The sequence below is a fragment of the Bacillus sp. S2(2019) genome (assembly GCF_005144805.1).
In the GTDB taxonomy this organism is placed as follows: domain Bacteria; phylum Bacillota; class Bacilli; order Bacillales; family Bacillaceae; genus Bacillus; species Bacillus altitudinis.
Genome location: NZ_SWFL01000001.1, coordinates 727,412 through 742,313, shown reverse-complemented (window position 1 = coordinate 742,313; position 14,902 = coordinate 727,412). Strand labels below are relative to the sequence as shown.

The 14,902-nt window shown below is 37.8% G+C and carries 15 protein-coding genes and 1 other annotated feature; of the genes, 12 read left to right on the top strand and 3 right to left on the bottom strand.

The window, feature by feature from the left end; translation table 11 throughout:
* The first annotated feature begins 6 nt into the window (after window positions 1-6).
* A complete protein-coding gene (locus tag FBF75_RS03815) occupies window positions 7-759 on the top strand; it encodes a YjbA family protein (RefSeq protein ID WP_008348490.1) in 753 nt (250 codons plus the stop codon).
* 35 nt (window positions 760-794) lie between these two features.
* On the opposite strand, the gene trpS is transcribed toward FBF75_RS03815, so the two are convergent.
* Window positions 795-1,790 (bottom strand): tryptophan--tRNA ligase, encoded by a 996-nt coding sequence (trpS, locus tag FBF75_RS03810; RefSeq protein ID WP_136944449.1) that lies wholly within the window; start codon window positions 1,788-1,790, stop codon window positions 795-797.
* Window positions 1,791-1,843: 53 nt separating this feature from the next.
* Window positions 1,844-2,063: a binding site (T-box leader), on the bottom strand.
* A gap of 44 nt (window positions 2,064-2,107) precedes the next feature.
* Complete coding sequence (locus FBF75_RS03805) at window positions 2,108-2,371, bottom strand: DUF3899 domain-containing protein (protein ID WP_223255625.1); 264 nt, start codon at window positions 2,369-2,371, stop codon at window positions 2,108-2,110.
* A 449-nt stretch (window positions 2,372-2,820) separates the two neighbouring features.
* On the opposite strand from FBF75_RS03805, the gene FBF75_RS03800 reads away from it, so the two are divergent.
* The 8 genes from FBF75_RS03800 to spxA all read left to right on the top strand — a co-directional run bounded on the left by FBF75_RS03800 (window position 2,821) and on the right by spxA (window position 10,243).
* The gene (locus FBF75_RS03800) at window positions 2,821-4,479 is read left to right on the top strand and encodes a peptide ABC transporter substrate-binding protein (protein WP_035392439.1); all 1,659 of its coding nucleotides are present in this window, start codon (window positions 2,821-2,823) and stop codon (window positions 4,477-4,479) included.
* A 109-nt stretch (window positions 4,480-4,588) separates the two neighbouring features.
* The gene (gene opp3b, locus FBF75_RS03795; protein WP_035392438.1) at window positions 4,589-5,518 is read left to right on the top strand and encodes an oligopeptide ABC transporter permease; all 930 of its coding nucleotides are present in this window, start codon (window positions 4,589-4,591) and stop codon (window positions 5,516-5,518) included.
* On the top strand, window positions 5,518-6,546 hold the full coding sequence (gene opp3C, locus FBF75_RS03790; RefSeq protein WP_035392435.1) for an oligopeptide ABC transporter permease: 1,029 nt from the start codon (window positions 5,518-5,520) through the stop codon (window positions 6,544-6,546). The genes opp3b and opp3C overlap by 1 nt, the downstream gene beginning before the upstream one ends.
* A gap of 18 nt (window positions 6,547-6,564) precedes the next feature.
* Window positions 6,565-7,626, top strand: coding sequence for an ABC transporter ATP-binding protein (locus tag FBF75_RS03785; protein WP_035392433.1), 1,062 nt, complete (start codon window positions 6,565-6,567; stop codon window positions 7,624-7,626).
* Window positions 7,595-8,545 carry an ABC transporter ATP-binding protein gene (locus FBF75_RS03780; RefSeq protein ID WP_370648313.1) on the top strand — a complete coding sequence of 317 codons (951 nt, stop codon included), beginning with the start codon at window positions 7,595-7,597 and terminating at the stop codon, window positions 8,543-8,545. Before FBF75_RS03785 ends, FBF75_RS03780 begins: the two co-directional genes overlap by 32 nt.
* 105 nt (window positions 8,546-8,650) lie before the next feature.
* Window positions 8,651-8,938, top strand: coding sequence for a hypothetical protein (locus tag FBF75_RS03775; RefSeq protein ID WP_017359673.1), 288 nt, complete (start codon window positions 8,651-8,653; stop codon window positions 8,936-8,938).
* Window positions 8,939-9,075: 137 nt separating this feature from the next.
* Window positions 9,076-9,654: a GNAT family N-acetyltransferase gene (locus FBF75_RS03770; protein WP_024720065.1), complete on the top strand. Its 579-nt coding sequence runs from the start codon at window positions 9,076-9,078 to the stop codon at window positions 9,652-9,654.
* Window positions 9,655-9,847: 193 nt separating this feature from the next.
* A complete protein-coding gene (gene spxA, locus FBF75_RS03765; protein ID WP_136944447.1) occupies window positions 9,848-10,243 on the top strand; it encodes a transcriptional regulator SpxA in 396 nt (131 codons plus the stop codon).
* A 40-nt stretch (window positions 10,244-10,283) separates the two neighbouring features.
* On the opposite strand, the gene FBF75_RS03760 is transcribed toward spxA, so the two are convergent.
* Entirely contained in the window at window positions 10,284-10,949 is a 666-nt protein-coding gene (locus FBF75_RS03760) for a TerC family protein (RefSeq protein ID WP_007499010.1), read from the bottom strand.
* Window positions 10,950-11,213: 264 nt separating this feature from the next.
* Between FBF75_RS03760 and mecA the strand changes: the two genes are divergently transcribed.
* The 3 genes from mecA (at window position 11,214) to FBF75_RS03745 (ending at window position 14,808) form a co-directional block, all read left to right on the top strand.
* A complete protein-coding gene (mecA, locus tag FBF75_RS03755) occupies window positions 11,214-11,879 on the top strand; it encodes an adaptor protein MecA (RefSeq protein WP_008348474.1) in 666 nt (221 codons plus the stop codon).
* A gap of 85 nt (window positions 11,880-11,964) precedes the next feature.
* Window positions 11,965-13,485 (top strand): cardiolipin synthase, encoded by a 1,521-nt coding sequence (cls, locus tag FBF75_RS03750; protein WP_136944446.1) that lies wholly within the window; start codon window positions 11,965-11,967, stop codon window positions 13,483-13,485.
* Between the two features lie 162 nt (window positions 13,486-13,647).
* Window positions 13,648-14,808 carry a competence protein CoiA gene (locus FBF75_RS03745; RefSeq protein WP_048003234.1) on the top strand — a complete coding sequence of 387 codons (1,161 nt, stop codon included), beginning with the start codon at window positions 13,648-13,650 and terminating at the stop codon, window positions 14,806-14,808.
* Window positions 14,809-14,902 lie beyond the last annotated feature (94 nt).

The window sequence follows — 14,902 nt, the reverse complement described above, 5'->3', positions numbered from 1 at the left end:
TTGGTTATGTTATTTCTTCATGACGTATGGGTGAATTGGTTTGAAGGGGAAGAGAATGGCTATAATGTGTGCCATTTTCATGAGTGGCGCAAGGAGGACAGCGTGGAGCTGTTAGATCAAGTGCCTTTACTCAAGGTGCAGAGTCCTTTGTTTGATTACATAGAGAATGATCTATCAGAGCTGCCGAAGACGCTGCTAGAGTCTGTATTTGAGAAATCATATATTCGAAAAAATCATGAACGCCGTAAATTAGAGTATTGCTTTGTGGTCACGGACGGGATTAGAATCATTGCTGTGGATACGATTGGTTATTCCATCCCTGTGAGAAAGAGCCGATTGATTCCAAGACAGGAGCAATTGGTGTATGAAATGGTGAAAGATGTGAAGGCAGAGGAGTATGAATTCACAACAGACAGCCTTGAATCGACGAAAGAATATCACATCCTATCATTACCACCGCAGCATATCAGCGGATTAACGAGAAAAGAAAGACAGCTGAAGCAGCTGATGTTTATGGCGCTAGATCAACTAAAGGGGCTTCAAAACCGGGCAGAAATTGCCTATTGGTATACAGAATGGAATCCGCGCATGTACAACCAGATCAAACGAATGTCTTTCGAGGAAATTTGGAACATGCTTTATAACGAAACCATTGATGGATGGTCAGAAAACCATTTAGCCTTTTGTGAAAAAATGATTAAAGGACAGCCATTTTTTGAAAAACTTTGGGAAATGGAAAACGAATCAAAAGTGAATTAGAAAAAGCTTGCAGCTGAATATGCTGCAAGCTTGTTTTATTTGCGTTTCCGGCCAAGACCCATTGCATTCTCCATTTTTTTCAGCATTTTGTTTGCCGCACGGTTTGCCTTTTCAGCACCCTCATCTAAAATGCGATCAAGCTCATCTGACTCAATGAGTTCATAATAGCGATCTTGAATTGGTTTTAACGCATCCACGACCACGTTCGCAAGATCTCCCTTAAATTCACCATAACCTTTACCTTCGTATTTTTGTTCAAGCTCTGCAATCGATACGTTCCCTAATACAGAATAAATCGTCAGCAAGTTGGCAATTCCAGGTTTGTTTTCTTTGTCATATTTGACGATGCCCTCTGAATCAGTCACAGCACTTTTGATTTTCTTTTCAAGCTGTTTTGGCTCATCTAATAAGGTAATGAAAGATTTTTGGTTCGGATCAGATTTGCTCATCTTTTTCGTTGGGTCTGTTAAAGACATAATCCGAGCGCCTTCTTTTGGAATTTTGACTTCAGGTACAGTAAAGATGTCGTTATACTTTCGGTTAAAGCGTTCAGCAAGCGTTCTCGTTAATTCAAGATGCTGCTTTTGATCTTCTCCTACAGGAACTAAGTCCGTACCGTATAACAAAATATCGCCAGCCATTAATGGCGGATACGTTAATAGTCCTGAAACGACTGCTTCCTTACCAGCAGATTTGTCCTTAAATTGAGTCATTCTTTCTAATTCCCCAATATAAGCGATACATTGCAGCATCCATCCTGCCTGGGCGTGGGCAGGTACCTCTGATTGGATAAACAATGTTGCCTTCTCAGGATCAAGTCCCACTGCCAAATAAAGAGCGGCTAAGCTTCTAATATTTTGTCGAAGGGCTAAACGATCCTGACTCACCGTAATGGCATGCTGATCGACCACACAAAAGTAGCCGTTGTAATCATGCTGAAGATCGACAAATTGCTTCATCGCTCCAATGTAGTTCCCCAATGTCACAGAACCGCTAGGCTGAATGCCTGAGAAAATCGTCTTTTTTGTCATACTAAAACCTCTTTTCTTCAATATAAAAAGGCCCACCCATCACTTTTCAACAGAAAAGGGACGAATGAACCGTGGTACCACCCTTGTTATTTCAAATCAGAAATCACTCAAGACGTTGATATCGGAGACTGCTCCGTCTAAGCCTACTCACTCTATCAAGTGTTCGGTTAGCTGCTCCAAAGCCCATTCCATACATGCCATTATCTGCTTGCACCAACCGCAGACTCTCTGTAAATGGTGAATATATGTACTCTTCTTTTTCATCGCAAAAATGTAATTTCATTCATTATAAATAAGCAAAAATCAAAAGTCAAAACCTACATATAATAAATCAAGAGCAATATTAACATTTCAATGAGTAAACTCAAACCTAATGTTCTTAAGGTTGAAAAGTTACTTTGAAAAGATGATGATAAATGTTTGTTTAAACTGTCATCAACATGGTCCTTTTGCTTATTTAAAGAATCAAACACCTTTCGGAAGCTGTAAGATATTTGATCAAAAAATCCACTTTTTAAAGTGATGAACGATAACCACACTAGCAAAGTGCCAGAAGCTAAATAAAATGTGATGTTAATCATGCTTAAGAAAGATATGTGCCCATAAAAGAGGAAGCTTAAAATGAAAACAAGGCCATTAGAACTAAGTAAAAGAGTAAAAAATCTAATAACAATCACTCCTGCGCATTAAAACTTTACTGTACTAAAATAGCAATAAAAACATTTAATTCAAGACTTTCACTATATAAGAAAAACGAAACAAGGAACGAAGCTGTTGTTTTAATCAATTTCTTGATATCAGTTTACAATGAATCATGAAGATTGCCAATTGTATAGACAGGATTACCTCTGATTAGGTATTTAAGATCACAAAATCTCAGAAAAATAACCAAATTATTTCAATTTTTTAATAAAAATATTAAAAAACAGTGGAAATATGAAAATTTTCTTAAAAAAATGAATGCACAATTACTTATTTGCTAGTATAATAGTTCCTGTAGTTCATTTATGAAGGGGAGGTCAACAACTAGATGAAAAAGTCTAAATTTTCACTGCTTTTAGTTTTTTTATTGGTGCTGACTATTTTTGTATCTGCATGTTCAGGTAAACAAAGTAGCGACAAGGGCACTGCATCCAAAGATTCAAAACAAGAGGCTACAATTTTAGAATCACAGGAAATGCCTGCAATGGATACAATCCAAGCGAGTGATACAATCAGTTTTACGACTATGAATAACGTGTTTGAAGGTTTGTATCGTTTCAACGATAAAGAAGAATTAGTGCCTGGTATGGCTGATGGGGAACCAGTTGCTAACAAAGATAAAACAGTTTACAACATCAAAATTAAAGATGCAAAATGGTCTAATGGTGACCCAGTTAAAGCTCAAGACTTCGTATATGCATGGCAACGTGCTTTAGATCCAGAACAAAAGTCTGAGTATGGCCCATATATGATGGTTGGTAAAATTAAGAATGCTGATAAAGTATACAACAAAAAAGCAAAGCCTGAGGAACTAGGAATTAAAGCTGTAAGCGATAAAGAACTGCAAATTACACTTGAAAAACCAATTCCTTACTTCCAATCTCTGCTTTCATTCCCAACATTCTACCCAGTGAATGAAAAGTTCGTTAAAGAACAAGGTGACAAATATGCGAAGACTGCAAAGAACCTTGTATACAACGGACCATTTGAACTTTCTTCTTGGGATGGCCCACAAGCAACTACTTGGGAATACAAAAAGAATGAAGAATATTGGGACAAAAAGAACGTCTCTATGACAAAACTTACTTTTAAAGTATCTAAAGATCCACAAGCAGCTGTTAACGCATTTGAAGCGGGAGAAGCTGATATTACACCTAAATTATCAACACCTGCCATCATCTCTCAATACGAAGGTGATAAGCGGATGAAAAGATTACTAGAACCTACTGTGTTCTGGTTGAAAATGAACCAAGGAAATAAATCTTTAAAGAATGAAAACGTTCGTCGCGCAATTGCAACGGCAATTGATAAAGAAGCGTTTGTAAATGATGTGTTGCAGAATGGTTCAGTTGCTGCATACTATCAAATTCCAAAAGATTTCGTACATGATGAAAGCGGAAAAGACTTCCGTGATGGAATGCCTAAATACTTAGAAACTAATAAAGATGAAGCGAAAAAGCTTTTTGAAAAAGGGTTGAAAGAATTAGGAACGTCTAAAGTAACGCTTAATTACTTAGGTGATGATTCTGAGACAGCTAAAACAATCGGTGCTTTCATTAAAGATCAGCTCGAGAAAACTTTACCTGGCTTAGATATCAATATTCAAAGTGTTCCTTTCGCTACTCGTATTGATCGTGATAAGAAAGAGGATTACGATCTTCAGATGGCTGGATGGGGTCCAGATTACCTTGATCCGATCACGTTCTCTGACTTGTTCATCACAGGTGGCGGAAACAACCACATGGGTTACTCAGATAAAAAATATGATCAGTTGTTAAAAGATGCATCTGGCAAATTAGCTGCAAAACCTGAAGAACGCTGGAAAGCTTTACAAGAAGCTGAAAAAGTATTATTACAAGATGACGCAGCACTTTCACCAATTTATCAGAGAGCAACTAACTATCTGATTAATAACAAAGTAAAAGGATTTGTCATTCACAAAGTTGGACCTGAATTCAGCTACAAATGGATGAAAATTGAAGGATAATTAACAATCTTATAGAAAAGAGAGTGTATTCTCTGAATATACTCTCTTTTTCACTGAGAGAAATATGTCGAAATATACAGAAAAGTCAGTTTTATCAGGAGGTGCAAGTATGCTGAAATACTTAATTAGACGGGTTGCCTACATGGTTGTTACCCTCTTCATCATTGTTTCAATCACTTTTTTCTTAATGAAACTTATTCCGGGTTCTCCTTTTGTTAATGCGCAAAAGTTGTCAGAAGCTCAACAAGCTGTACTTAATGCAAAATATGGACTAGATCAGCCAATTCCTGTTCAATATTTTCATTACATGATTAATACATTCACTGGGGATTTAGGTGTTTCATTCCAATTCAACAATACCTCCGTAACAGAACTTCTTTCATATCGAGTAGGACCATCTGCTGTCCTAGGCCTTCAAGCGATTATTTTAGGAACGATTGTTGGTATCTTTTTGGGAGTAGTTGGAGCTTTAAGACAGAACACATGGGTGGATTACTCTGCTACTTTCTTGGCAGTTATCGGTAAATCAATTCCGAGTTTTGTATTCGCTGGATTACTTCAGTACTATATTGCGGTGAAATTGGGGTTATTACCAACTCAATTTTGGAATGGGTTTGAATATACAATTTTACCTACTATAGCGTTAGCAATGTTCCCTATCTCCATTTGTGCTCGTTTTATGAGAACAGAAATGGTTGAAGTACTTGAGACAGATTACATTTTGCTTGCAAAAGCAAAAGGAGCAGGCTATTTTGAGATCGCATTTAAACATGCAATGAGAAATGCTTTAATACCTGTTGTCACAGTACTTGGTCCATTGACTGTTAGTTTAATGACGGGATCACTAGTAATAGAAAAAATCTTCTCAATTCCTGGAATTGGTGAGCAGTTTGTTAAAGCCATTACAGTAAACGACTACCCAGTCATCATGGGTACAACTATCTTATTTGCCGTTCTTTTTGTAGTGGTTGTATTTATTGTCGATATTCTATATGGAATTATCGATCCTAGAATTCGTGTAGCGGGAGGTAACAAATAATGAAACAGCAAGAAGAAAATATTGATAAAAGTCTGTTTGAACCCGCTGGTGTTGATACATTATCTGCTGAAAAAATTGAAAAACCAAGTCTAAATTATTGGCAAGACGCATGGCTTAGAATTAAAAAGAATAAAGCCGCTGTTGTTAGTATGGTGATTTTATTTTTAATTGTATTCATGGCGCTCGTCGGACCATTAATTAGTGGCAAAGACTTTAGTACTCAAACAACGTCTGAAGCGAACTTACCGCCTCGAATCCAAGGATTAGAGCATGTTAGTTTCTTACCTTTTACTGGTGAAAGAACACTAAAAAATGGTGATGTGGTTAATCCATATGAACAAAAAGGGATTGAACATTACTACTGGTTCGGTACCGATAATCTTGGGAGAGATCTATTTACACGTGTGTGGAAAGGAACTCAAATCTCACTGCTTATTGCTGTTGTTGCAGCTGTGATCGATTTAATTATTGGTGTTGCCTACGGCGCTATTTCTGGTTATTTCGGTGGGAAAATTGATAATGCGATGCAGCGTATTTTGGAAGTTCTAATGGGGATTCCAAACTTAATCGTTGTCATATTAATGATTCTCGTCTTAAAACCAGGGATTATTCCAATTATTATTGCACTAAGTATTACCGGGTGGATCAGTATGGCTAGGGTCGTGCGTGCTCAAGTCATGAAGCTGAAAGAACAGGAATATGTACTAGCCGCTAGAACTTTGGGATTAAGTAACTTTAAAATTATCTTTAAGCACATGTTGCCAAACTTAACAGGTGTGATGATTATTAATACAATGTTCACTATTCCTAGTGCGATCTTCTTTGAAGCTTTCTTAAGCTTTATTGGATTAGGTCTGCAAGAGCCGCAAGCTTCACTAGGGACATTAATTGAAGATGGGTTTAAATCAATGATCGCTTTCCCATATCAGATGGTTTATCCAGCAATTATCATTAGTGTTATCATGATCGTCTTTAACCTTGTTGCCGACGGTGTGAGAGATGCACTTGATCCAAAAATGAAAGATTAGTACGGGGCGGTGATGTTGATGAATAAACAAGAAACGATTTTAAAAGTAAATGACTTAAATATTTCATTCCACACATTTGCTGGCGAAGTTAAGGCAATTCGAGGTGTGAATTTTGAATTGAAAAAAGGTGAGACGCTTGCCATTGTTGGAGAATCAGGCTCTGGTAAATCGGTAACTTCTAAATCAATTATGGGTCTGCTTCCTAAATCTAACTCCGAAGTGAAAAAAGGAGAGATTTTGTTTCAAGGTAAAAACCTAACAAAACTTTCTGACAAACAGATGCAGAAAATAAGAGGGAAAGATATTGCCATGGTCTTTCAAGATCCAATGACATCTTTGAATCCGACTATGACAATTGGCAAGCAAATTATAGAACCCATCTTAAAACATCAAAATGCAAGTAAAGAAGAAGCTAAAAAAAGAGCACTTGAGCTTTTGAGTCTTGTAGGTATTCCGAAACCGGAACAGAGGTTCAAGCAATACCCTCATCAATTTTCTGGTGGGATGCGACAAAGGGTTGTCGTTGCAATAGCTCTTGCTTGTAATCCGAAAATTTTAATTGCAGATGAGCCAACTACTGCTTTAGATGTAACCATTCAAGCCCAAATCTTAGAACTGATGAAAGATCTTCAAAAGAAGATTGAAACATCTATCATCTTTATCACACATGATTTAGGGGTCGTTGCGAATGTAGCAGATCGTGTAGCGGTTATGTATGGTGGTCAAATTGTTGAAATTGGCACCGTAGATGAGATTTTCTATAACCCAAAACATCCATATACTTGGGGATTACTGAGCTCTATGCCAAGTCTTGATGCAAAAGAGGAGAAATTGTTTGCCATTCCAGGTACGCCGCCTGATTTGTTGAATCCTCCAAAAGGAGACCCGTTTGCGGCTAGAAATCAATTTGCAATGAAAATTGATTTTGAACAGCAGCCGCCTTTATATCAAGTATCAGAAACTCATTTTGCAGCTACATGGCTTTTACATCCTAACGCACCAAAAGTAGAACCTCCTGAATCAATTAAGCAAAGAATGCGACAATTTAATGCGCAAAAAGGGGGGGATCACATTGAGTGAAAAAGATGTTATTTTACAAGTGAAAAATCTTAAGCAATATTTTAATGTAGGTAAACCTAATGAAGTAAAAGCTGTTGATGATGTCAGCTTTGACATTTATAGAGGTGAAACATTGGGCCTTGTAGGTGAATCTGGTTGCGGGAAATCCACTACTGGGAGAACCATCATTCGTCTATACAATGCAACAGGTGGCGAAGTTATTTTTAACGGGCAGAATGTGCATGATAAAAAATCAACAACAGATCTTAAACAATTTAACCGAAAAATGCAAATGATCTTTCAGGATCCATATGCCTCCCTCAATCCAAGAATGAAAGTTGTGGATATTATTGCTGAGGGTATCGATATTCATGGTCTTGCAAAATCAGCACAAGCACGTAAAGACCGTGTGTATCAATTGCTTGAAACGGTTGGTTTGAATAAAGAGCACGCAAATAGATACCCACATGAATTTTCAGGCGGTCAAAGGCAGCGTATTGGGATTGCTCGTGCGTTAGCTGTTGAGCCGGATTTCATCATTGCCGATGAGCCAATCTCTGCACTAGATGTGTCGATCCAAGCGCAGGTCGTCAACTTAATGAAAGAACTGCAAGAAGAAAAGGGCTTAACGTATTTATTCATTGCCCATGACCTTTCCATGGTGAAATATATCAGCGATCGTATCGGCGTGATGTATTTTGGGAAATTGGTTGAGCTGGCACCAGCGAATGAATTATATGAAAACCCGCTTCATCCATATACAAAATCATTACTATCTGCGATTCCGCTTCCAGATCCTGATTATGAGCGTAACCGCAAACGGATTAAATACGATCCATCTGTTCATAAAGGAACAAATACGGAATTTCGTGAAGTGAAGCCAGGTCACTTTGTCAGCTGTACTGAGGAAGAATTCAAAGAGATCAAAGCAAAACAATAAGAACAGAGAAGAAGCACTGCGATATCAGTGCTTCTTTTTTTATTTTACAAAAAAACAAGTTGATGGTAATTTTTATGTAAAATGAGTAAGCTAGGAGGAAATCAAATGTTGTTATGGAAGACGTTTCGCTATTCATGTCTTCACTTTTTTATCGTCACGATGCTTTTTTCAATATCTTTTTTATCTAAACCAAACGGAGGAAAGTGGATGATCGCATTTTTAGTGCTCATTTGCATCATTTCGTTTTCGGTTGAATTTGCTCTGTATCGGCGCACGAATAAACAGAAGGAAGAAGTCCGGCGTATGAAGAACCTTTATTTCATCATGTTTCAGATTGCCATGACACTTCTTTTGTTTGCTTGCTTTCAAATGCTCATGAATCGTTCGATATAAAACTTTTTTGCTTTCTCTTGAAAAAAAGTGAAACCACTAATGGCATTGATGCGTCTTACTAGTACAGGCGTTTAAATAGCAGGAAATCGGGAATAGATAAGGAAGTGGTTCTTAACTACATCATAAGGAGCGGATCCATGAATTGGTATGAAAAGCTCAGTGAATACTTCCCGATAGAAGAAATGAAGTCAAAAGAGCATATGGAAGCTTTATTAAAGGAAAGAAGTGATATTTATCATAAAGAAGAAGGGCCTCATCATGTGATGATGTACGCTGAATTTGATTCTTTCATCTTTATTGATTATTTATTTGTTTCCAAGGATGCAAGAGGTGAAGGCCTCGGCTCAAAGCTCATTCATAAGCTGAAGGAAAAAAGAAAACCGATCTTGCTTGAGGTCGAGCCTGTAGATGAAGATGATGCAGATACTGCAAAACGCCTAAAGTTTTATCAGAGAGAGCACTTCAAGCATGCTGAATCAATTGGTTATAAACGCAGGTCACTTGCAACGAATGAAGTGAACCGCATGGAAATTCTTTATTGGTCGCCTCGTACAGATAATGAGGAAGAAATGATGGAGGCCATGAGAAAGACGTACGAAAGAATCCATACGTATAAAGACGAAGAATGGTATGGACAATCGTATGAGGATGTTGATGATGTGCTGAAGCTCGTTGAAAATAGAAAACAAAAAAATATTTTCGATCATCTCGACTAAATGAGAATGTTCAGACTTCAAACATCAGCACAAAAAGAATGAAATTGTCTAGTTTTTGTCACAAAAATTGCAAGAAAATCTGTTCACACTTACTTTTTTATAGTATAATCACTATAAAGATTACTTATTTAGAACAATTTTAATTTAAGAATACAGATCAATATTCATTCTACAAATTGAGGAGTGAAGATTTATGGTAACATTATACACATCACCAAGCTGTACATCATGTAGAAAAGCAAGAGCGTGGTTAGAAGAGCACAATATTCCATACCAAGAGAGAAATATCTTTTCTGAGCCTCTTTCAATCGATGAAATCAAAGAGATTCTTCGTATGACGGAAGATGGTACAGATGAAATTATCTCAACACGTTCTAAAGTATTCCAAAAACTAAATGTAAATGTTGAGACATTGCCGCTTCAACAATTGTATAAACTAATCAATGAGCACCCTGGTCTTCTAAGACGTCCAATTATTTTGGACGAAAAAAGACTGCAAGTTGGGTACAACGAAGATGAAATTAGACGTTTCCTTCCTAGAACGGTTCGTACATTCCAACTTCGAGAAGCTCAGCGACTTGCTAACTAATAGACAACACGAAAAGCTGCCGATCATTTGGCAGCTTTTTTTATTTATTTTCAGCCGTTTGTTCGTAAAAGAGACTGGCTAAAATAACGGTTGCGACGGTTAAAAAAGGAAGCAACAATTCAAGTGTAGTATGCTGCGCCATAAATTCATTCAGTTTTACATCACGGACAATCATTTCTCCGCCAGTAAAAGCTAAAAGGGCACTCCCTCCGTATAAAAGAATCGGAAACTTGGTTAGTGCTGCATGAATCAGCTTACTCCCCCAAATAATAATCGGGACTGAAATCATTAAGCCAAAGGCAGTGAGCACCATGTTCCCCTTAGCCGCCCCTGCAACAGCAATCACATTATCAAGTGACATAAAAAGATCTGCAATCACGATGGTCTGAACAGCACGCCAAAGGGAGCCGCTGCTTTTAATCCGAATGGATTCTTTCTTTTGTTCAATTAACAAATTGTATCCTATATAAAGGAGAAAGAGACCGCCGATAAATTGCAAATATGGGATGGTCAATAAATAAACGGCAGCACCAGTCATGGTAATTCTCATCAGCACTGCCAAAAGTGTGCCGATCCATATGGCTTTGTTTCGTTTTTCATTTGATAAGCTTCGACTGGCCATCGCAATGATTAATGCATTATCTCCGCCTAATATGAGGTCTATGCCAATAATCATCAGTAAGGATACGATCCACTCTGTTTCCATCCAGTTCACCTCATTTCACTAAAATAGCTCGTACAACCAATATATGAGGACAATTCAAATATATGTTTCTGCAAGTTTTCTCTGCAAAAAATGCGTTTTTATTTCTTTTATTCATGTTTTATCATAAAATAGACAGTACACAGCAATACCTCATTTCTTTAAATGGTTAACATGTAGACGGAACGGGTAAAGTGTAGTAAAGTACTATTAATTGGGAGCTTGTATGTCCCTTCAACATCTTATATAGAAGGGAAGGTTGGCAAAATGGAAATCGAAAGAATAAATGAACATACAGTCAAATTTTATATTTCCTACGGTGATATTGAAGATCGCGGTTTTGACCGTGAAGAGATTTGGTATAATCGTGAGCGCAGTGAAGAGCTGTTCTGGGAAGTGATGGACGAAGTGCACGAAGAAGAAGAATTTGCAGTAGAGGGACCACTTTGGATTCAAGTACAGGCACTTGATAAAGGTCTTGAAATTGTCGTGACAAAAGCCCAACTTTCTAAAGATGGACAAAAGCTCGAATTGCCGATTCCAGAAGATAAAAAAGATCAAACAGATGAAGAAAGTTTAGATGCTCTGCTTGATGATTTTCATAAAGAAGAGCAAGATCAAGAAGATCATAATGAGAAGGACAAAAAACTTCAACTTCAGTTCGTATTGAAAATGGATGACTTTGAAGATTTGATTGCACTTTCTCAATTAAATATGCAGGATTTTACGACAAGTTTATATTCGTTTGAAAACCGTTATTATCTATATGTTGACTTCCACGAGGATTTGTCAGATGAGCAGGTGGAGAATAAGCTTAGTATTCTGCTTGAATATGCTCATGAATCAGTGGTCAGCATCTACAGACTGCAAGAATACGGTCAGCTGATTGTCAAAGAGAATGCGCTTGAAACGATTCAACAGCACTTCTCGTAACAACCAAAAGTCGATTTCTATAGAGGAATCGACTTTTTTATCTGAATGAAAAAGTAAATAAAGTGATCGGCAAGGAGAAAATGAAATGAGAAATGTAGTCAAAGTTCTATTTTTTCTTATCATTACGATAGGTGCTTATTTGATTATCCAAATTTTTGCCGGTGATCTAGCGGTAAGTGTATTAAGTTCCGTCAGTGTTCTATTCACTTTATCGATTATCTTCATCGGGTTTGTCATTTTCTTAGAAAACAGAAACCCCTCTCAAACGATTACGTGGCTTGTGCTGCTTGGGAGCTTTCCGCTTTTCGGGTTTTTGTTTTATATTTTCTTTGGACGCAATATTAAAAAGCGCAGACTTTTTGAAAAGAAAGCGGTACTAGACGAACAGCTTGTCCAGGAAGATGAACGTATCCACAGAGAAGCGATTGAAAAAATGACTCATATGGGTGACCATCAGCAGCTCTTATTTAAACTGGCCCACAGACTTGGACATACCCCTATTACGTATCGCACATCCTCTAAAGTTCTGACCAATGGAGAAGAAACGTTCTCTCATATTTTTGAAGAAATCAAAAAAGCAACACATCACATTCACCTAGAATATTATATTCTCCGTCATGATGATCTGGGACAAGAATTAAAGGACATTTTAATCGAGAAAGCAAAAAGTGGTGTGATTGTCCGCTTTTTATATGATGATGTAGGCAGCCTAAAAATCTCCCGTCAATATATTGCTGACTTAGAAAAGGCTGGCGTGCAGATCGTTCCGTTTTTACCAGTGAGACTGCCCTTATTAAATAATAAAATCAACTTCCGAAATCACCGAAAAATCGTGGTGATTGATGGAGAAGTAGGATTTGTCGGCGGGCTAAACATTGGGGACGAATATATGGGGAGAAGCAGACAATATGGATTTTGGCGTGATACGCACCTGATGATTAAAGGTGAGGCCGTTCGTGATTTGCAGCAGATTTTTATGCAGGATTGGTATTACATGACCAACGAAAGGTGCTCGGGTGTGGATTATTTTAAAGATTTCAGTCATATGGAGAGTAGAGCAGAAGGCGTACAAATGATTGCTGGTGGTCCTGATAAACAGTGGGAAGTCATTAAAAATCTCTTTTTCTCCATGATTATCTCCGCCAAAAAATCAATTTGGATTGCTTCACCTTATTTTGTACCTGATGATGATATTTTGTCCGCACTGAAAATTGCTGCTTTGAGCGGAGTCGATGTACGAATCATTGCACCGAAAAATCCAGATAAACGCATCGTATTTCATGCGTCCCGTTCATACTTCCCCGAACTTTTAGAAGCAGGTGCGAAGGTATATGAATATGATCAAGGCTTTATGCATAGTAAGTTTATCATTGTGGATAGTGAGCTAGCATCAATTGGTACAGCAAATATGGATATGAGAAGTTTTCATCTGAACTTTGAAGTGAATGCTTTCCTCTACAAAACAAAAAGCACAGAGAAGCTGGTCAACGACTTCTTAGGTGACTTAGAGCAGTCACATGAAATTGTTCCAGAAGAATTTGCGAAGAGGCCTTTAAGGGTGAGGCTGTTTGAATCAACAGCAAGATTATTATCACCTCTTTTATAAAAATTGTATTTTCCCCCTTTTCTAAAAGGGGGATTTTTTATTTTACTAAGGGAAAGTAGGTTGAAATCGTGTTTTGATACGATAAAAATTCATTTTCGATATTCGCTTCCTGATGAGAGAAAAAGCTATAATACGGTCATCAAAGAGCAAGGGGCGAAATATATGAATGCAGCAATCATGGAGAATGGCAAGCTGATTCGCATCACACAACATCTGACTAAAAGGCGGCTAGAGCATGTAAGAGCTACGTGCAAATTTTACTGTCCTGAATGTAGGCAGGAGGTTCTATTAAAGCTAGGTGAGCATCGTGTCCATCATTTTGCACATAAACAGCTCTCGGCATGTCCATTAGCGTCCACCGGTGAAACAGCTTATCATCAGGCAGGGAAGATTGCTCTTAAGGATTGGCTCACACAGCTTGGATATGAGCCGTTACTAGAGAAGTATGTTTCAAACATTCAGCAGCGCCCTGATGTGACCGTTGCTATAGAAAATAAAAGCTATGCCATCGAATTTCAATGTGCAAATATTTCGTGGAAAGAGCTACATAAACGAACGGAAGGTCTCCGTGCTGCGGGGCTCTATCCTATATGGATCATAGGGGCGAATCGTTTAAAACGAATGGCTGGCCAGCTCTTTTCATTCTCCTCCATTCATTGGGGAATTTTAAGGCAGTCAAAGAATAGGAGACTCATTTTTTATTGTCCGATCCAAAATAGATTCATCCACCTGGATCAACTTCTCGTGTTTCAGCCAACGAAAATATGTGCCTCAATGACCGTTAGACCGCCTTCAGCTTATCGCCAACTACCAGCACTCTTATCTGTTTCCTCGAGCAATCATCAATTGTATAAAGAGTGGCTCAAGTGTATTCGGCAATTTAGGGAGCGGCCACCCCAAATTTTAGCAAATGAAAGCAAGCGTTTAAGAACCATATTTTATGAGCATCATCAAACAGCATGGCCATTTCTACCGACAGAACTATTTATCCCCCTGACAGAAGCATATATCTTTTCAAGCCCTGTTTATGTGTGGCAAGGATGTCTTTATGATTGGATGGTTCGAACGGGAAAAGAACAAGTGACCATTCATCTTCTTTTAAAAGAAATTGAGCGATGTGTCCAGAATAAAGAAGTGAAGCTCCGATATACCAATGTCACAATAGAAGAAATCAAAGAGGTGATCATTTCATATGTACGGGCGCTTGTGAAACTAGGGTTTTTATACATGACGAAAGAGGGTAATTATCAAGTAACGTCGAATCAAAAGCCTATACGAACAGCAGATGAAGCGATAAAACGAGATGCTTTCTTATTTCATTAGCATGTTTCATGCCCACTTTGATCATGATAAGAAAAAGGTGGTGCTGCTATTGAATAGAAAGAAACGCTTTTTTCTCATTTTTTTAGTTTGTTTG